This window comes from Pseudokineococcus sp. 5B2Z-1, assembly GCF_037482305.1.
GTDB lineage: Bacteria > Actinomycetota > Actinomycetes > Actinomycetales > Quadrisphaeraceae > Pseudokineococcus.
The window spans coordinates 19,383-36,729 of record NZ_JBBHZG010000001.1 but is presented as its reverse complement, the minus strand read 5'-3'; the positions used below and the strand labels follow the sequence as shown (position 1 = coordinate 36,729).

Below are 17,347 nucleotides of genomic sequence, written 5' to 3'. Positions count from 1 at the left end.
CCCCGGGCGTGCGCCCGGGGCCGGCGGCCGGCCCTCCCGGGTGGGCCGGCGTCGCGCCCGGGGGGTGCGGCCCAACCGGTGGGCGACGGGCTCCGAAGACCTCGGACGGGGAAGCGGTCCCCGGTCGGCGCGCCGGTGGCCCTCGCGGCCCTCGTGGCGTGGCCCGATCGTGACGGGGCCGGTCGAGACGGGCGAGGGCAGCCGCTGGCATGCTCGCGCCGGCCCCCGGACGGGCGAAGACCCGCCGGGGTGGACGGGAGGGCGATGGACGTGCCGAGCGCGGACGCCGGAGCGGTGCGGGCGGGATCCCAGAGCGGTGTCGACGGGACGGTCGGTGCCGACGGGACGGTCGCCGTCCCCGGAGCGGTGCTGGACGCCGCGGCGGGGCCGGTCGGACCCGCTGCGCCAGAGCGCATCAGGGTCCTCGTCGTCGACGACCACGTGCTCTACCGCCGCGGGCTCGAGCGGGTCCTCGAGCTCGACGACGACATCGTCATCGTCGGGGAGGCCGCCGACGGCACCGAGGCCATCGCGCGCGCCGAGGAGCTGCTGCCCGACGTCGTCCTCATGGACGTGCGGATGCCGCGGCGCAGCGGCATCGAGGCGTGCGCCGCCATCCGCGAGGTGGCCCCGAGCGCGCGCATCCTCATGCTGACGATGAGCGAGGACGAGTCCGACCTCTTCAGCGCCGTCCAGGCCGGGGCCAACGGGTACCTGCTCAAGGACGTGCCGGGCGAGGAGATCGCGGCGAGCCTGCGCGCCGTGCACGGCGGGCAGTCGCTCATCAGCCCGTCCATGGCGAGCCACCTGCTCGCCGAGTTCGCCGCGCTCAGCCGGAGGGGCGCCACCCGCGAGGACGCGCCCGCGGTGCCCGCCCCGCGGCTGACCGCCCGCGAGCTCGAGGTGCTGCGGCTCGTCGCGCGCGGCCGCTCCAACCGCGACATCGCCGGCGAGCTCTGGATCTCCGAGAACACGGTGAAGAACCACGTGCGGAACCTGCTCGAGAAGCTCCAGCTGCACTCGCGCATGGAGGCGGCCATGTACGCCGTCAAGGAGAAGCTGCTCGACCCGAGTCCCTGACCGCCCGAGTCCCTGACCGCCCGAGCCCCTGACCGCCCGAGGACCGGCCGGCGGGACCGCTGCGCCCCGCTCCCGTCCGGGGGTGGCAGCATCGGCGGCCGTGGCGGACGGGCGAGGGGGAGGGCCCGGCCGCACGCGGGGCCGGGAGGTGCTCACCGCGGCGCAGGCGCGGCGGACGGCGCTCGCGGCGCAGGGGTTCGCCGACCGGCGGCCGCCGGGGGCGCCGACGATGCGGCACGTCCAGCGCGTCCTCGACCGCGTGGGCCTGCTCCAGCTGGACTCGGTCAACGTCGTCGCGCGCAGCCACCGGCTGCCGCTGTTCAGCCGGCTGGGGCCCTACGACGACGACCTGCTGCGCCGCGCCGCCGAGCGGCCGCCGCGGCGGCTCGTGGAGTACTGGGCCCACGAGGCGAGCCTCGTGCCCCCGGCCACCCACCGGCTCCTGCGCTGGCGCATGGCCCGGGCGGCCGACGAGGCCTGGGGGCGCTACCGGCGCATCCTCGCGGAGCGGCCGCGGCTGCTCGAGGAGGTCCTCGGCGCCGTCCGCGAGGGCGGGGCCATGACGGCCGCGCAGCTGACGGCGCACCTGCACCCGGGCGCACCGCGCAGCTCGGCCGGCTCGTGGATGGTCCCGCCGACCGAGGCCGTGCTCGCGGGGCCGGCGCGCGACGTCAAGGCCGCCGCCGAGCAGCTCTTCTGGTCGGGCGAGCTCACGGCCGCCGGGCGCACCGCGCAGTTCGAGCGGCGCTACGACCTGCCCGAGCGGGTGCTGCCGCCCGAGGTGGCCGGCGCCCCGGACCCGGACGAGGCGGACGCCGTCCGCGGCCTCGTCGAGATCGCCGGGCGCTCGCTCGGCGTCGCCACCGAGGCGCACCTGCGCGACTACTTCCGCCTGCGCCCGGGCGCCTCGCGCCGCGCCGTCGACGAGCTGGTCGAGGACGGCGTCCTCGCACCCGTCACGGTGCGGGGGTGGGCGCGCCCGGCGCTGCTGCACCGCGACGCCGCCTTCCCGCGGCGCGTCGCCGGCCGGGCCCTGCTCTCGCCGTTCGACTCGCTCGTCTTCGAGCGCTCGCGCACCGAGTCACTCTTCGGCGTCCGCCTCCGGCTGGAGATCTACGTGCCCGCCGCCCGGCGCGTGCACGGCTACTACGTGCTGCCGCTCCTCCTCGACGGCGAGCTCGTGGCGCGCGTCGACCTCAAGGCCGACCGGGCCGACGGCGTCCTGCGCGTCCAGGCCGCCTGGGCCGAGCCGTGGGCGCCCGCGCACGCCGCCGAGGAGCTCGCGGGGGAGCTGCGGTCGATGGCCGCGTGGCTCGGCCTCGACGACGTCGCCGTGACGGGCCCCGGCGACCTGGCGCCCGCCCTGCTCGAGGCCCTGCGCGCGACCTGACCGATCCCGGCCGCCCGGAGGGTGTGGCCCTCACGGCTCCCGTCCGCGGAGGGGACCCGGGCCGGACGTCGTGGCCCTCGTCCGTCGGGTGCTCAGGCGTCGGGTAGGTCCTGCGCCCGCAGCACGAAGCGGTCCAGCGGCGTCGGCGGGTCGTCCGGCTCCCCGCCCCCGGCGAGGTCCCAGCCCGCCGGGGCGAAGCCGGCGCGCAGCGCGACGGCGCGGCTGGCGGCGTTCCCCGGCTCGGCGCGCACGAGCACGGCCGGCAGGCCGAGCCCGCCGACCTCCGCGGGCAGCAGCGCGTGGCGCGCGACGGCCCGCACGCCCGCCGTCACGACGCCGCGCCCGCGCGCGTCGGGGTGCGCCCAGTAGCCGATCTCCGCCGGACGGCCGCCCTGGCCCAGGGCGAAGAGGGTCACGGACGCCAGGCACCGGTCGTCGCGGGCGTCGGCCGCGCACCAGGCCACGGCGTGCCCCTCGGCCGCGTCCCGCCGCATCCCCTCGACGAAGTCCCGCGCGTCCTGCAGCCCGTAGTGCTCCGGCAGCCGCGGCAGCCAGCGTCGCGTGAGGGGGTCGGTGCAGGCCTCGACGACGCGGCCCGCGTCGTCGTCGTGCCACGGCCGCAGGACGACGTCGCCGAGGTCGACGCGCGGGACGTCGAGCCACGGGGCGGCCGGCGCGGTCGGGTCGCCCGCCGCCCAGGTGCCGACCCAGCAGTCGCGCAGCTCGCCGCGCTGGAGCTCCGCCCGCCGGACGGCGCCCTCGACGCGGAAGCCTGCGGCCCAGGCGGCGCGGCGGCTCGGCCAGTTGCCGAGCTGGGCGCTCCAGCGGACGGCGGCGGCCCCGTGCTCGGCCGCCCACGGCAGGAGCACCCGCAGCGCCGCCGAGACCGCGCCGCGGCCGCGGTAGCGGACGTCGAGGCCGTAACCGACCGACAGCACGCCGTCGGTGCCCGTCGGGCGCAGTGCCACGTTGCCCGCGTGCTCGCCGTCGACGTCCAGCGCCCACGTCATCGCCTCGCCGGAGGCCCATCCCGCCGGCACGACCTCGCGGACGAAGGCCTCGGCGTCCCCGCGCCCGTAGGGCACCGGCACGGTCGTCCAGCGGGCGAACTCCGCCTCCGACGCCATCGCCAGCACGGCGTCGACGTCGTCCTCCCGGTAGGCGCGCAGCCGCACGCCCCCGCCGGCCCCGAGGTGGGGCGCCGCGGTCGGGAGGGCGGCGGCCACCGGGCGCGGCGGCACGGCGTCGATCGGTGCGGAGGACGACATGGGGTCGACCCTGCCGCCGTCGACGGCCCCGGGCAACGACGTTCCCGTCGACGCACCGCCTCCCGCGGGCGGGGGCGGGCGCGCCGCGGCACGCTGGCCGCATGGCGGACGAGACGACGACGGTGGAGCGGCGCGGGGACGGCTACGTCCTGCTGGAGGAGGGGCGCGAGCTCGTGCAGCTCGTGGGCCGGCCGGTGGACGACGGCGTCGTCGCCCTGGTGAGCACGGAGACCGACCCCGACCGGCAGGGCGAGGGGCTCGCGGGGCGGCTCGTCGGCGCCGCGATGGACGACCTGCGGCAGCGCGGCCTGCGCGTGCGCCCGGACTGCCCCTACGTGGCCGCGTGGCTGGAGCGCCACCCCGACCAGCAGGACCTCGTCGCGGGCTGAGGCGCGTCCGACCCGGGCGGGACCGTCGCGGCGCGACGGCCGGTGAGCGCTGCGTGCGTAGCATGACGGCCGACCTGACCAGCGCCGCGGGAGCCCTCCGGGGGAGCCCGTGCGCGCGGACGACGAGGGAGTTCGCGACGTGGGGATGCTCGAGAAGCTGCTGAGGGCCGGCGAGGGCCGCGCCGTGCGGCGGCTGCAGGGCCTGGCCGACCAGGTCAACGCCCTCGAGGAGGACTTCGAGAAGCTCTCCGACGCGGAGATCCGCGAGGAGACCGACCGCTTCCGCGAGCGCGTGGCCGACGGCGAGTCGCTCGACCACCTCCTGCCCGAGGCCTTCGCCAACTGCCGGGAGGCCTCCCGCCGCAGCCTGGGGCAGCGGCACTTCGACGTCCAGGTCATGGGCGGGGCCGCGCTGCACCTCGGCAACATCGCCGAGATGAAGACCGGCGAGGGCAAGACCCTCGTCGCGACGCTGCCGGCGTACCTCAACGCGCTCACGGGCAAGGGCGTCCACGTCATCACCGTGAACGACTTCCTCGCGTCCTACCAGAGCGAGCTCATGGGGCGCGTCTTCCGCTTCCTCGGGGTGACGTCCGGCTGCATCACCGACGGCATGCGCCCGGAGCAGCGGCGCGAGCAGTACGCCAACGACATCACCTACGGCACGAACACCCAGTTCGGCTTCGACTACCTGCGCGACAACATGGCGTGGCAGACGGCGGAGATGGTCCAGCGCGGCCACGCCTTCGCCATCGTCGACGAGGTCGACTCGATCCTCATCGACGAGGCCCGCACGCCGCTCATCATCTCGGGCCCCGCGCAGGGCGACGCGACACGCTGGTACGCCGAGTTCGCGAAGGTCGCGAGGACCCTCAAGCTCGACGTCGACTACGAGGTCGACGAGAAGAAGCGCACCGTCGGCGTCCTCGAGAGCGGCATCGAGAAGGTCGAGGACCGGCTCGGCATCTCCAACCTCTACGACTCGGTGAACACCCCGTACGTCGGCTACCTCAACAACGCGGTGAAGGCGAAGGAGCTGTTCACGCGCGACAAGGACTACGTCGTCACCGACGGCGAGGTCCTCATCGTCGACGAGCACACCGGCCGCATCCTCGCGGGGCGCCGCTACAACGAGGGCATGCACCAGGCCATCGAGGCCAAGGAGGGCGTGGAGGTCAAGGCCGAGAACCAGACCCTCGCCACCATCACGCTGCAGAACTACTTCCGCATGTACGACAAGCTGTCCGGGATGACGGGCACCGCCACGACCGAGGCGGCCGAGTTCAACGGCACCTACTCCCTCGGCGTCATCCCCATCCCGACGAACCGCCCGATGCAGCGCGTGGACCAGAGCGACCTCGTCTTCAAGACCGAGGAGGCCAAGCTCGACGCGGTCGTCGAGGACATCGCCGAGCGCCACGAGAAGGGCCAGCCCGTCCTCGTCGGCACGACGAGCGTGAGCAAGAGCGAGCGCCTGTCCAACCAGCTGGCGAAGCGGGGCGTGCGCCACGAGGTGCTCAACGCCAAGCAGCACGCGCGGGAGGCGGCCATCGTGGCGATGGCCGGGCGAAAGGGCGCCGTCACGGTCGCCACGAACATGGCCGGCCGCGGCACCGACATCATGCTCGGCGGCAACGCCGAGTTCCTCGCCGTCAGCCGCATGCACGAGCGCGGCCTCGACCCGGCCGAGAAGCCCGAGGAGTACGAGGCCCTGTGGCCCGAGGTGCTCGCCGAGGCCGAGGACGCCGTCAAGTCCGGCCACGACGAGGTCACCGAGCTCGGCGGCCTCTACGTGCTCGGCACGGAGCGGCACGAGTCGCGGCGCATCGACAACCAGCTGCGGGGGCGCTCGGGCCGCCAGGGCGACCCGGGGGAGTCGCGCTTCTACCTCTCCCTGCGCGACGACCTCATGCGGCTGTTCAACTCCGGCGCCGCCGAGTCGCTCATGGCCCGCACCGGGTTCCCCGACGACATGCCGCTGGAGAGCAAGGTCGTCAGCCGCGCCATCCAGAGCGCGCAGGGCCAGGTGGAGGCCCGCAACTTCGAGATCCGCAAGAACGTCCTCAAGTACGACGACGTGCTCAACCGCCAGCGCCAGGTCATCTACGACGAGCGGCGGCGCGTGCTCGAGGGCGAGGACCTGCAGGAGCAGGTCTCGCACTTCGTCACCGACGTCGTCACCGGGTACATCACGGCGGCGACGGCCGACGGCTTCGCCGAGGACTGGGACCTCGACCAGCTCGTCACGGCCCTCGGCACCCTCTACCCGATCAGCCTCACCGTGGCCGACCTCGAGGAGGAGGCCGGCGGCCGGAACCGGATCACCAAGGAGATGCTGCTCGAGGAGGTGCTCAGCGACGTGCGGCTCGCCTACGAGCGCCGCGAGGAGCAGCTCGGCGAGGAGGCGGTGCGCCAGCTCGAGCGCCGCGTCGTCCTGTCGGTGCTCGACCGCAAGTGGCGTGAGCACCTCTACGAGATGGACTACCTGCAGGAGGGCATCTCGCTGCGCTCGATGGCCCAGCGCGACCCGCTCGTGGAGTACCAGCGCGAGGGCTACCTGCTCTTCACGGCGATGATGGACGCCATCAAGGAGGAGTCGGTCGGCTACCTCTTCAACCTCGAGGTGCAGGTGGCGCCGCCCGCGCCCGAGCAGGCCGCGCCGTCCGGGGCCGCCTCCGGCGCCCTGGCCGCCGGCATCGCCGCCGCCGCGCCGCAGCTCAAGGCCAAGGGCCTCGACGAGCCGACGACGCCGCAGCGCCTGGCCTACAGCGCCGGGTCGGTCGACGAGGAGGGCGGCGTCGAGCAGAAGGTCGAGAACGCCGACGGCACCCGCGTCTCGGGCGACGGCAACCGCGCCCAGCGCCGGCAGGCGCGCCGCCAGGGCTGAGCACCCGCGCACGCGCGGCGACGACGGCCGGGTCCCCGCAGGGGGCCCGGCCGTCGTCGTCCGTGCGGCGCCGCTCGCGGCGCTGCCGTCCACGGTGGTGCCGTACGGGACAGCGGGGCGGCTGTCAGCCCACCTCGACGGCGGTCGCCCGCCACCGGCGGTCCCAGCCCTCCAGCCGCAGGGCGACCGCACGGACCCGGTCGCCGTCGACGACGACCGCCGAGGCCTCGACGACGCCCTCCGCGGGCCGGCACACCCGGACGCGACGGACGACGGCGGGCCGGCCCGAGCGCGTCGGCCCGGGTGCGCCCGGGCGAGGGCGGCGCAGCCGAGCGGCCAGGGCGGCCCGCCGCACGAGCCCCTCGTGCACCTCGAGGGTGGTCCAGCGGACGAGCTGGGCCGCCGGGCGGTGCCCGGACAGCACCTCGACGACGGCGCTCGCGAGGGCGGCGCACGTCGGCCCCGGGTCGCTCAGCTCGTCGTCCGCGCTCGGGCGCGGCGCCACGAGGGGGTCGACGTCGGGCGCGGCGCCGGCGCAGCGGCGGGGAGGCGCGAGGACGAGCACCTGCTGGCCGGGAGGGGCGGTGCACGCCCGGCGGGCGGCGAGGGCGTCGGGGCCCGTGCCGGGCAGCGGCTCCGGCTCGGTCCGCGGCGCGGGGGCGAGCCGCACGCGCGACGTCCCGGCCGCTGCGCCCGTCCGTGCGGCGGCGTCGTCGGCCGTCGGCCGGGGCGCCCCGGCGGGGGCGTGACGCCGCCTGACGGGCGACGTGCGGGGGCGCGGGGGCGTCGGCGGAGCGGGGGCCCTCCTCGTCGCCGCGACGTCCACCGGCACCGCGGTCACCGGAGGCCGCCGGTCGTCGCCGCGGGCGGCACGAGGCGCTGTCCCGGCAGGAGCCGGTCGGGGTCGTCGCCCACGACGGCGCGGTTCGTCGCGTACCAGGCGGGCCACGCGGCCGCCACCTCGGCGTCGTCGGCCCCGGGGGGCAGGTGCCGACGGGCGATGTCCCACAGCGTGTCCCCGCGCACGACGACGACGGCGCCCGCCTCGTCCGCGGTGGCGGACTCCCGCGGCGACGGCACGAGCAGGCCGCCGGACGCCTCGACGTGCGGGGCGACCGGGCGGGGCGGCGCTGCCGGCCTCCAGGTGACGTCGGGCGCGCCGTCCGCGCCCGCGGACGACGCACCGGACGTCGCCGTCACCGCCGTGGTCGTGCCGTCGAGCGCCGACGTCGTCGCCGGCCCGGCGGCGACGAGCGGCGCGGCGACCGGAGCGACGTCCAGGGGGGCTGCGGCGACGAGGGCAGGGGCGACGAGGGCAGGGGCGACGGCGGCGGGGGTGACGGCGGCCGGGGCGGCGCTCGCCGGGCCCGCGGCGAGGAGCGGCCCCGCGCCGAGGGCCGCGACGAGCGCGCCGCGGAGCACGGCCGGCAGGAGGCGGGACGCGGCGCCGGCCACGGCGTCCGCAGCGCCGGCCCCGGGCGCGAGCCGCGCCGTCGCCACCGCTCCGGCCGCCAGGCCCCACGCCGTCGCCAGTGCGCCGGCCGCGCCGGTCGCGGCCGCGACGAGGAGGTCCTGCGCCGTGGTGGCGGGGGCGAGGGGCCACGGCACCTGCCCCGTCGCCGTCCACGTCCCCGTGCCCGTGCCCGGGCCCGCGACGGCGGTCGCCAGGGCTGCCACCCCCGCGACCGCGAGGGCCGCGGCGGCGAGCAGGACGAGCAGCGCCCGGCCACGGCCGGACGGGGTGCGGCCGGACGCCGTGGGGGACGCCGGTCCCCGGGCGTCGCGGGGGTCGGGGCGGGTGGTGCTCACGGCAGCTCCTCGAGGACGTCGTCGGCCGGAGGGGCCGGCCGCTGGGCCGACCGGGTGGTGCGCGGGCGTCGAGCGAGCCCGCACCTCCGGCGTGGTGGGAGCAGTCCTACCTCGACCGACCCGTCGATGACCATCGTTTGGTGTCGTTTGGTGTCGACGACCACTCTTCAGTGTGGTGCAGGGCCCTTCGGTCGTCGGTGGCACTCGCCGGTACGGTGCGGTGGTGCGCTGGCAGCGGCTGTTCGAGGACCTCGAGGCCCAGCTCGAGCAGGAGGCCGCGGCCGAGCTGCGCGCCGAGGTGGCCGACCGCACGCGGGCCGAGCAGGCGGACGTCTGGCTCGCCGACCGCCTGCGGGCCGCGGGCGCCCTGGAGGTCGCGCTGCACCTGCGCGACGGCGCCGTGGTGGCGGGGCGCGTGGACGACGCGGCCCCGGAGTGGGTCGTCCTGGCGGAGGCCCGCGGTCAGGCCCTCGTCCCGCTGGCCTCGGTGGCGTCCGTCGCCGGCCTGCCGCGCCGTGTCGCCCCGCCGGCGGGCGAGGTGCTGCGGCGCACCTCCCTGCGGACCGCGCTGAGGGCGCTCGCCCGCGACCGCGCCGCCGTGCGCGTGGCGGTCGCGGGCGCGGAGCTCGCGGGCACGATCGACCGGGTCGCGGGCGACCACGTCGACCTGGCCCTGCACGCCCCGGGGGAGCCGCGGCGGGCGGGTGCCGTCCTCGAGGTGCGGGCGGTCGCGATCGGGGCGCTGCTCGCGGTCCGCAGCGCCTGACGCCGCCCCGGCTCCGCAGCCGGGAGGTCGAGCGCGGGGCGCCGAGCCCGGGGGTGCCCGGCGCGAGCCGACCGACCGGGCGGCTCAGAGCCCGATCAACCGCGCTCGAGCCCGTCCGCGGCGGCGGCCTCGGCCGCCTCGTCCAGCCCGCCGCGCTCGACCAGGGCTCGCGTCTGGGAGTACATGCGCTGGATGTAGGACTCGAGCTCGGTGGTCTCGACCCGCCACTGGCCGCGGCCGCCCACCTTGATGGCCGGGAGGTCGCCGGAGCGCACGAGGGCGTAGGCCTGCGCCGAGGAGATGGAGAGGATCTCGGCGACGTCCGCCAGCGGCAGGAATCGGGCGGGCACGCGTCCTCCTCGGGTCGGGCGCGGCGCCGGCGGGCTGCCCCGCGGCGGCCGGCGGGCCCCGGAGGGGGCGCCGCGGCCGGAGTCTGGCACGCGGTCGGAGGACCCTGCGGCCCGGTCGGGTGACCCTGTGGACGACGGGGCGGGGCGCGGCGTCGGCGCTGGCACGATCGCCGGGTCGCGCTCGCCGGCCCGCCACGACGGCGCCCCGGCGGGCGGCCGCGGGGGCCGGGCGACGCGACGCGCAGGAGGACGGGTGGCGGCGGTCACGAGGGCGGCGGAGGTCGGGGGCGGACCCGCCCGGAGGGTGGCGCTGCCGTCGTGGCGGGACCCGCGGCTGGTGGTCGGCGTCCTGCTCGTGCTCGCGGCCGTCGTCGCCGGCGCCCGGCTCGTCGCGTCGGCGGACCGCACCGTCCCGGTCTTCGCGGCCGCCGAGGCCCTCACCCCGGGCGAGCGCGTCGGGGCCGACCAGCTCCAGGTCGTGCGCCTGCGCCTCGACGGCGGGGGCGGGGCGGCGGCCTACCTGTCGGCCGCCCGCCCGCCGGAGGGCGAGCTCGTCGCCCTGCGCGGCGTCGGCGCCGGCGAGCTGGTGCCCGCGGCGGCCCTGGGCGACCCCGGCGTGCTCGACGTGCGGCCCGTCGGCGTCCCCGTCGAGGGGGCGCTGCCCGCCGACCTCGTGCCCGGCGCGCTCGTCGACGTGTGGGTCACGGCCGTCGACCTGGGCTCGCCGGGGGCGCTGCTCGAGCCGCGACGGGTCGTCGTCGCCGCCCCCGTGTCCGAGGTCGACGCCGGTCCCGGCGCCCTCGGCTCCGCCGCCACGACGACCGTGCAGGTCCTCGTGGGCACCGACGAGCTGCCCGACGTCCTCGCCGCGCTCGCCGCGGACGCCGAGGTGCAGCTCGTGCTGTCCCCCGGGGGCGGCGACGACGGGGCCGACGACCTCGACCCCGTCGGGTCCCGGGACGCCGCCGACCAGGCCGCCGCCCCCGCCCATACGGACGCCCCCACGGCCGCGGCTCCCGCGACCCGTGCGCCCGCGCCTCCCACGACGACCTCCTCGGGCGCGTCACCGACGGGCGCGGCGCCCGGGGCCTCCGAGAGCGGTGACGGGGCGGCGCGGCCGGCTGCGGAGCCGACGGCGGGTGCGCCGGTGGATGGGGGAGCGGCGCCCGGGGCGGCGCCGGCCGACGGCGACGCCGGTGTCGGGGCCACGGACGGCGGGACCGCGGGCGGCGCGACGCCGGGGGACAGCACCGGTGGCTGAGACCGGGGTCCTCGTGGCCGTCACCGGGGCGTGGGAGGCGCCGCTCGTCGCGGCCATCGGCGCCAGCCGCTCCCTCGTCGTGCTCCGTCGCTGCGCCGACCTCCCCGAGCTGCTGGCCGTGGCGGCCACCGGTCGCGCCGGCGCCGCCCTCGTCTCCGCCGACCTGCACCGCCTCGACCGCCCCGCCGTGGTGCGGCTGCGCGAGTGCGGGCTCGTCGTCGTCGGGCTCGCCGCCCCGGCCGCCCTGCGCGAGCAGGAGCCGCGGCTGCGCGCCCTTGGCGTGGACGTCGTCGTGCCGGCGGACGTGCCCGCGGCGCGTCTCGAGGAGCTCGTCGAGGGGGCGCGGCGGCGCGCGGCCGACGAGGGCTCCCCGACGGCGGCGAGCGGTGCGGGCCGTCACGGCGCCGGCCCGGTCGATCCCTCCGACGCCGACGCCGGCCCCCACCCCTCGGAGGGCGCCCGCGCCGCCGGTGCTGCGGGCGCGCGCCCGGAGCCCGCCCCGGCCGTGCTGCGGACCGCAGACCGGGCGGGCACGTCCGACCCGGCCGACGCCCTGCCCTCGGCACCCGACGACGCGGCGGAGCTCCACCTCGCCGTCGCGCCTCCCGAGGGCCAGGGCCGGGCCGGGCGGTTCGTGGCCGTGTGGGGGCCTCCGGGAGCGCCGGGGCGCACGACGGTGGCGACGGGCCTCGCGGCCGAGCTGGCCGCCGCGGGCGACCAGGTGCTCCTCGCGGACGCCGACACCCACGCGGCGAGCGCCGCGCAGGTCCTCGGGCTGCTCGACGAGTCGCCCGGCCTCGCGGCAGCGTGCCGGTCCGCCGCCTCCGGCGCCCTCGACGGTCGGGCGCTGGCGCGGGCCGCCGTGCAGGTCTCGCCCGGCCTGCGCCTGCTCGGGGGCGTCAGCCGCAGCTCGCGCTGGCCGGAGCTCGCGCCCGCCTCCCTCGAGCGCGTCTGGGAGGTGGCGCGCGCGCAGGCGGACTGGGTGGTGGTCGACCTCGGCTCACCGCTCGAGGCCGACGAGGAGCTCAGCTACGACACGGCCGCGCCCCGGCGCAACGGCGCCGCGCTCAGCGCCCTGGCGGCCGCGGACGAGGTGCTCGTCGTCGGCGCCGCCGACGCCGTGGGCCTGCAGCGCCTCGTCCGCGGGCTGGCCGACCTCGCCGAGGCGGTGCCCGCGGCGCCGCCGCCGCGCGTGGTCGTCACCCGGGTGCGCGCGTCCGCGGTGGGGTCGCCGCCGGAGCGCCGCGTCCGCGACGCCCTCGCGCGCTTCGCGGGCGCCCACGACGTCACCCTCGTGCCGGACGACCGGGCGGCCCACGACGCGGCGCTGCTCGCCGGGCGCACGCTGGTGGAGACGGCGCCGCGCTCGCCCTCGCGCCTGGCCGTGGCCGCGCTCGCCGCGGCGCTGCGCGGCGCGCGGCCGGAGGGGTCCGTCCCCGGGGACCGTGGTGGCCCGGACCGGGGCCGTGCGGCCGAGCGCCGCGCCACGGGCCGCGGGGCGCGAGCCGCGCGGCGCGCCCGCGCGGCGGTGCGCCGGGCCCGCTCCCGGCGTCGCGCGGGCTGAGCGCCGCCGCGGTCGCGCACCGGCGGTCGTCCGGGTGGGGCAGGCTGTCGGGCGTCCCGGGCGACCCGCCGGGCGGGGAGAGGAGCGGCGGTGCCCGAGCGGCTGAGCGCCCTGGACGCGTCCTTCCTCTACCTCGAGGACGCCTCCACCGTCATGCACATCGGCTCGGTGATGGTGCTCGAGCCGCCGCCGGAGGGCTTCGACGTCGAGGACCTCGCCCGCTGGGTGGGCGCGCGCATCGCCTACATCCCCCGCTACCGCCAGCGGCTGCGCTCGGTGCCGGGCCACCTCGCCAACCCGGTGTGGGTCGACGACGAGCGCTTCGACCTCGCCCACCACGTCCGTCGCACGGCCCTGCCGCGTCCCGGCTCGCGCGACCAGCTCGCGGAGCTCGTCGCGCGCGTCCAGCCCCGGCGCCTGGACCGCACGCGCCCGCTGTGGGAGGTCTACCTCGTCGAGGGCCTCGAGGGCGGCGGTCTCGCCGTCATCACGAAGACCCACCAGGCGATGGTCGACGGCGTCGCGGCCGTCGACCTCGGCCACGTGCTGTGGGACGACGCGCCCGGCAGCGGCGCCGTCCCGGGGACGACGTGGCGCCCCGCGCCGGAGCCCACGCCCGTCGAGCTCGTGGCGGGCGCCGTCGTCGACGCGGTGCGGCGACCGCCGGAGGTGCTCGAGGCGCTGCGCTCCGGAGCGGCGGGGCTGCGGGCGTCGCTGCACCGCGCGGCGGGCACGGCCGGCGGGCTGGCGCGGGCCGCGACGACCGCGACGGGCCCGCAGGGCAGCCCCCTCGACGTCGTCGTCGGCGAGCAGCGCCGCTTCGCCGCCGTCGACACCGACCTCGACGACTACCGCGCCGTGCGGAGCGCCCTCGAGGCGCGGCCCCGCCGCCGGGCCGCCGCCCGCACCGGGAGGCCCGGGGAGCAGCGGGGGGCCGGCGGCCAGGCCGAGCCGCCGCGCCTGTCCACCCGCACCGACCTGCACGACGTCGTCCTCGGCGTCCTCGCGGGCGCCCTGCGCGGCTGGATGCTCGCGCGCGGCCTGCCGGTGGGCCCCTCGACCGTGGTGCGCACCCTCGTCCCGGTGAGCGTGCGGTCCGCCGACGGGGACGCCGGCGGAGCGACGAGGGAGCCGGGGGAGGCGCCCACGGGCGCCGTCCTGCCCGCCACGAGCGTCGTCGGCCACCTCGTCGACCTCCCCGTCGGCGAGCCCGACCCGGTCGTCCGGCTGCAGCAGCTGTCCTTCGCCATGCGCGACGGAGCCGGCGGCCGCCGCGTCGGCGCGCGCCAGCTCGCCGGCCTCGCGGGCTTCGCGCCGCCCACGCTGCACTCCCTCGGTGTGCGCGTCGCCGGCTCGCTGAGCCACCGCGTCTTCAACCTCGTCGTGACGAACGCCCCGGGCCCCCAGCACCCGCTCTACGTCGGACCGGTGCTCCTGCGGGCCGCGTACCCCGTCATCCCGCTCGCGGCGGGGCAGGGCCTGGCCGTCGGCGTCACCAGCTACGACGGCGTCGTCTCCTACGGCCTCAACGCCGACCGGGACGGCGTCCCCGACCTCGACGTCCTCGCCGCGTGCGTCACCGACGCGCTCGCCGAGCTCGTCGACGCCACCGCCTCGCCCGGTCGTTGAACCGCTGAGCCGCTGAGCCGCCCGCCCCCGCCGCGGCGCCGTCGCGCCCGCCCGGGGCGGCAGGATGGCCCCGTGCGCGTCTACGTCCCCGCGACCCTCCCGCTGCTCGCCGCCTGGCTCGAGGCCGGCGAGGTGCCGCCCGGCCGGGCCCGCGCCGCCACGCCCGCGCTGCGCGAGTGGTACGTCGAGGGCGACGACGAGGAGCTCGAGTTCTCGGCCCTGCTCGACGCGGCCACCGACTCCCTCGCGCTCCTCGCCGAGGACGTCGCGGCGCCGCGCCGTCGCCTCGTGCTCGCCGCCGACGTCCCGGACGGCGACGCGCGGGCCCTCGGCGGGCCCGGCGACGACGAGCCGCCCTCGGCCGTCGAGCTCGGCGCCCCCGTGCCGCTGCGCGCGGTGGTCAGCGCCCACTGCGACGAGGCCGCCGCGGAGGGGGCCGTGCGGGCGGCCGCGGAGGCGCTGCCCGCCGCCCGTGCGGGCGACGAGGACGCCGCCTTCGTCGTCGACGGCGCCGAGGACGGCGACCTGCTCTGGTACGACGCCGCCGAGCTGCGCGACCTCGTCGCCGGGGGCTGAGGCGCCGCGGGACCGGTCCTGCGGGCCGGACCCGCTCAGCCGGACGCGCTCAGCCGGCGCGCTCGGCCAGCCAGCGGCGGCCCACGGCCTCCTCGCTGCGGATCGCCGCGCGCACGGCCGGCTCGGCGGCCTTCTCCAGCGCGCCGCCGACGAGGGGCACCGAGGCCTTGAGGTCGCCCGCCATGCGCTCGGTGCACGCGCCGTCGCCGTCGGGCTCCAGGCGCAGGTCGGCGCGCAGGACGACGGGCGCCCCGACGACCTCGATCGTCATCGTCCCGGTGCGCGCGCCGTCGGCCGCGGGGGCCGTCCAGCTGTCCGTCTGGTGCAGCTCGAGGCTGTCGCCGACGAGGCGGCGGGCGACCTGCGGCACGTCGTCGGTCGGCATCACCCGGGTGCTGCGGACGACGAAGGCGCCCTCGGGCGAGCCCTCGACCCGCGCGGAGTGGGACAGGGGGTGCGTCGCCTCGTCGCGGGCGTCGACGAAGCCCGGGTCGGCGAGCATCCGCCCCACCTCGGCGGCGCTGGCGGGGTAGCGGACGTCGGCGGAGAGGCGCATGGCCGGACGGTACCGGCGGGGCCCGCAGGGGGGCCACGGGTGGCGACCGGGCGCGCCGGGCGCCCGTCGGTAGGGTCGCGGGCATGCTGCGCGGCGGGGTTGACGGGCGGGTCGAGGAGCTCCTCTCGGACGTGGCGGCGCAGGCCGTCGGCTCCTCGGGCGGCGTCGGGCCGGGGAGCGCCGGTGGTGACCTGCGCGAGCTGCTCCTGGCCTACTGGGGCCGCGCGCCGCTGGCCGACCTCGCCGAGCGCTCGCCGGAGGAGCTCGTCGGGGCCGCCCGCAGCCACGCCGAGCTGGCCGCCGGGCTCGAGCCGGGCACCACCCGCGTGCGCGCGCTGCCGGCCGGGTCGCAGTGGCGCGGCCTGCACGCCGTCGTCGAGGTCGTCACCGACGACGTGGCCCACCTCGTCGACTCCGTGCTCGCCGAGCTCGAGCGGCAGGGCCTCGGCGTCCGCGCCGTCGTGCACCCGGTGCTGCGCCCCGGCGAGGGCGCCGACCCGGTCTCGTGGATCCACGTCGAGGTCGACCCGGTCGACGAGGAGCGCCTCGACGCCGTCGTGGCCGGCGTCCGCGGCGTCGTGGCCGACGTCCGGGCCGCCGCCGCCGACACGGGCGAGGTGCTCGGGCTGCTGAGGGCCGCCGCCGACGCCATGCCCGCCGGGGACGCGGCGCAGGAGGCCGCGCGCTACCTGCGCTGGGTCGCGGACGGCAACCTCGTCGTCCTCGGCGCGCGCGTCCTGCGCCCGGGCGCGGAGCCCCGGGGCCTCGGCCTCCTGCGCCCCGAGCGGGCCGACGCCCCCGGTGCGGCGGGCGGCCGGCCCGTCGACGCCCTGCCGCCGGCCCTCGCCGCGCCCCTGCGCGACGACGAGGAGCTGCGCCTGGCCCTCGGCGACGTCCGCTCGCGCGTGGCCCGGCGCGACCACGTGGACCACGTCGTGGCGGCCCTCCACGACGAGGCGGGCGAGCGGGCGGGGGAGCTGCGCGTCATCGGGCTGTACGCGCCCGGGTCCTCGACCCAGTCCCTGCTCACGGTGCCGCTGCTCGACCGCCGCGCCGCCGAGGTGCTCCGCCTCGCCGACGTCCCCGCCGACAGCCACACCGGGCGCGACCTGCTCGCCGTCCTCGACACCTTCCCCCGCGAGGAGCTGCGCCTCGCGGGGGTCGAGGAGCTGGCGAGCACGGCCCTCGCCGTCCTCGGCCTGCAGAACCGCCGGGCGCCGAGCGCCTTCCTGCGGGCCGACCCGTGGGGCCGGTACGTCTCCGTGCTCGTCTACATGCCGCGCGACCGCTACACGACGGCCGTGCGCCTGCGGGTCTCCGAGCTGCTGCGCCGCGCCTTCCGCGCCGAGCAGGTCGAGTACTACGTCTGGGTCGCGAGCTCGGTCCTCTCCCGCATCCACTTCGTCGTCCGCGCCCCGGAGGGGGAGGGCGGCCTCGCCGACGTCGACGAGGCGCGCCTGGTCGACGACCTCGCCCGCGTCGTGCGCACGTGGGAGGACGACCTGGCCGTGGCGCTGGCCGCCGAGGTCGGCCAGGAGGCCGCCGGGCGACGGCTGCGCCGCTGGGGCAGCGCGTTCCCCGAGGCGTACAAGGAGGACTTCACCGCGGCCGACGCCGTCGCCGACCTCGCCCGGCTCGAGCGCGTCGAGGCGGGGGAGGCCGACACCGTCCTGCACCTGCGCACGCCCCCGGACGCGGGGCCGGACGAGCACCGCCTGTCGCTCCTGCGCCGCTCGCCGCTGCCGCTGACGAGCGTGCTGCCCGTGCTCGCCAACCTCGGCGTCGAGGTCCTCGACGAGCGGCCCTACCGCCTCGAGCCGCG

14 protein-coding genes and 1 pseudogene are annotated in these 17,347 nt (G+C 78.7%); 10 read left to right on the top strand and 5 right to left on the bottom strand.

Annotated features, from left to right (window positions below):
- Positions 1-264 precede the first annotated feature (264 nt).
- Together WDV85_RS00155 and WDV85_RS00150 are read left to right on the top strand one after the other, a co-directional pair.
- Positions 265-1,080 (top strand): response regulator transcription factor, encoded by an 816-nt coding sequence (locus WDV85_RS00155; protein WP_339568703.1) that lies wholly within the window; start codon positions 265-267, stop codon positions 1,078-1,080.
- Between the two features lie 100 nt (positions 1,081-1,180).
- Positions 1,181-2,470, top strand: coding sequence for a winged helix-turn-helix domain-containing protein (locus tag WDV85_RS00150; RefSeq protein WP_339568702.1), 1,290 nt, complete (start codon positions 1,181-1,183; stop codon positions 2,468-2,470).
- Positions 2,471-2,562: 92 nt separating this feature from the next.
- Here the strand turns inward: WDV85_RS00150 and WDV85_RS00145 are convergent, their stop codons facing one another.
- Complete coding sequence (locus tag WDV85_RS00145; RefSeq protein WP_339568701.1) at positions 2,563-3,738, bottom strand: GNAT family N-acetyltransferase; 1,176 nt, start codon at positions 3,736-3,738, stop codon at positions 2,563-2,565.
- Positions 3,739-3,839: 101 nt separating this feature from the next.
- Here WDV85_RS00145 and WDV85_RS00140 point away from each other — a divergent pair, with 101 nt between their 5' ends.
- Together WDV85_RS00140 and secA are read left to right on the top strand one after the other, a co-directional pair.
- Positions 3,840-4,127 carry a GNAT family N-acetyltransferase gene (locus WDV85_RS00140; protein WP_298992086.1) on the top strand — a complete coding sequence of 96 codons (288 nt, stop codon included), beginning with the start codon at positions 3,840-3,842 and terminating at the stop codon, positions 4,125-4,127.
- A 145-nt stretch (positions 4,128-4,272) separates the two neighbouring features.
- The gene (secA, locus tag WDV85_RS00135; RefSeq protein ID WP_445263149.1) at positions 4,273-7,014 is read left to right on the top strand and encodes a preprotein translocase subunit SecA; all 2,742 of its coding nucleotides are present in this window, start codon (positions 4,273-4,275) and stop codon (positions 7,012-7,014) included.
- Positions 7,015-7,138: 124 nt separating this feature from the next.
- On the opposite strand, the gene WDV85_RS00130 is transcribed toward secA, so the two are convergent.
- Positions 7,139-7,684 (bottom strand): Rv3235 family protein, encoded by a 546-nt coding sequence (locus tag WDV85_RS00130; RefSeq protein ID WP_339568699.1) that lies wholly within the window; start codon positions 7,682-7,684, stop codon positions 7,139-7,141.
- Between the two features lie 167 nt (positions 7,685-7,851).
- Positions 7,852-8,823: a LysM peptidoglycan-binding domain-containing protein gene (locus tag WDV85_RS00125; protein WP_339568698.1), complete on the bottom strand. Its 972-nt coding sequence runs from the start codon at positions 8,821-8,823 to the stop codon at positions 7,852-7,854.
- Positions 8,824-9,046: 223 nt separating this feature from the next.
- On the opposite strand from WDV85_RS00125, the gene WDV85_RS00120 reads away from it, so the two are divergent.
- Entirely contained in the window at positions 9,047-9,589 is a 543-nt protein-coding gene (locus WDV85_RS00120) for a hypothetical protein (protein WP_339568697.1), read from the top strand.
- Between the two features lie 95 nt (positions 9,590-9,684).
- Here WDV85_RS00120 and WDV85_RS00115 read toward each other — a convergent pair whose 3' ends face one another.
- Entirely contained in the window at positions 9,685-9,939 is a 255-nt protein-coding gene (locus WDV85_RS00115; RefSeq protein WP_339568696.1) for a helix-turn-helix domain-containing protein, read from the bottom strand.
- Positions 9,940-10,192: 253 nt separating this feature from the next.
- Here WDV85_RS00115 and WDV85_RS00110 point away from each other — a divergent pair, with 253 nt between their 5' ends.
- From WDV85_RS00110 to WDV85_RS00095, 4 genes are all read left to right on the top strand, one after another.
- A complete protein-coding gene (locus WDV85_RS00110) occupies positions 10,193-11,200 on the top strand; it encodes a hypothetical protein (protein WP_339568695.1) in 1,008 nt (335 codons plus the stop codon).
- Positions 11,193-12,764, top strand: a complete 1,572-nt coding sequence (locus tag WDV85_RS00105; RefSeq protein WP_339568694.1) for an AAA family ATPase — start codon at positions 11,193-11,195, stop codon at positions 12,762-12,764. Before WDV85_RS00110 ends, WDV85_RS00105 begins: the two co-directional genes overlap by 8 nt.
- A 90-nt stretch (positions 12,765-12,854) precedes the next feature.
- A complete protein-coding gene (locus tag WDV85_RS00100) occupies positions 12,855-14,393 on the top strand; it encodes a wax ester/triacylglycerol synthase domain-containing protein (RefSeq protein WP_339568693.1) in 1,539 nt (512 codons plus the stop codon).
- Between the two features lie 72 nt (positions 14,394-14,465).
- Positions 14,466-14,969: a DUF6912 family protein gene (locus WDV85_RS00095; protein WP_339568692.1), complete on the top strand. Its 504-nt coding sequence runs from the start codon at positions 14,466-14,468 to the stop codon at positions 14,967-14,969.
- Between the two features lie 49 nt (positions 14,970-15,018).
- On the opposite strand, the gene WDV85_RS00090 is transcribed toward WDV85_RS00095, so the two are convergent.
- The gene (locus WDV85_RS00090) at positions 15,019-15,525 is read right to left on the bottom strand and encodes a DUF2505 domain-containing protein (RefSeq protein ID WP_339568691.1); all 507 of its coding nucleotides are present in this window, start codon (positions 15,523-15,525) and stop codon (positions 15,019-15,021) included.
- An 83-nt stretch (positions 15,526-15,608) separates the two neighbouring features.
- Here WDV85_RS00090 and WDV85_RS00085 point away from each other — a divergent pair.
- Positions 15,609-17,347, top strand: a pseudogene (locus tag WDV85_RS00085) (NAD-glutamate dehydrogenase); the annotation flags it as partial.

Coding starts and splice junctions, on each gene's coding strand:
- WDV85_RS00155 (WP_339568703.1), top strand. CDS start 265: ATGGACGTGCCGAGCGCGGACGCCGGAGCGGTGCGGGCGGGATCCCAG.
- WDV85_RS00145 (WP_339568701.1), bottom strand. CDS start 3,738: ATGTCGTCCTCCGCACCGATCGACGCCGTGCCGCCGCGCCCGGTGGCC.
- WDV85_RS00140 (WP_298992086.1), top strand. CDS start 3,840: ATGGCGGACGAGACGACGACGGTGGAGCGGCGCGGGGACGGCTACGTC.
- secA (WP_445263149.1), top strand. CDS start 4,273: ATGCTCGAGAAGCTGCTGAGGGCCGGCGAGGGCCGCGCCGTGCGGCGG.
- WDV85_RS00090 (WP_339568691.1), bottom strand. CDS start 15,525: ATGCGCCTCTCCGCCGACGTCCGCTACCCCGCCAGCGCCGCCGAGGTG.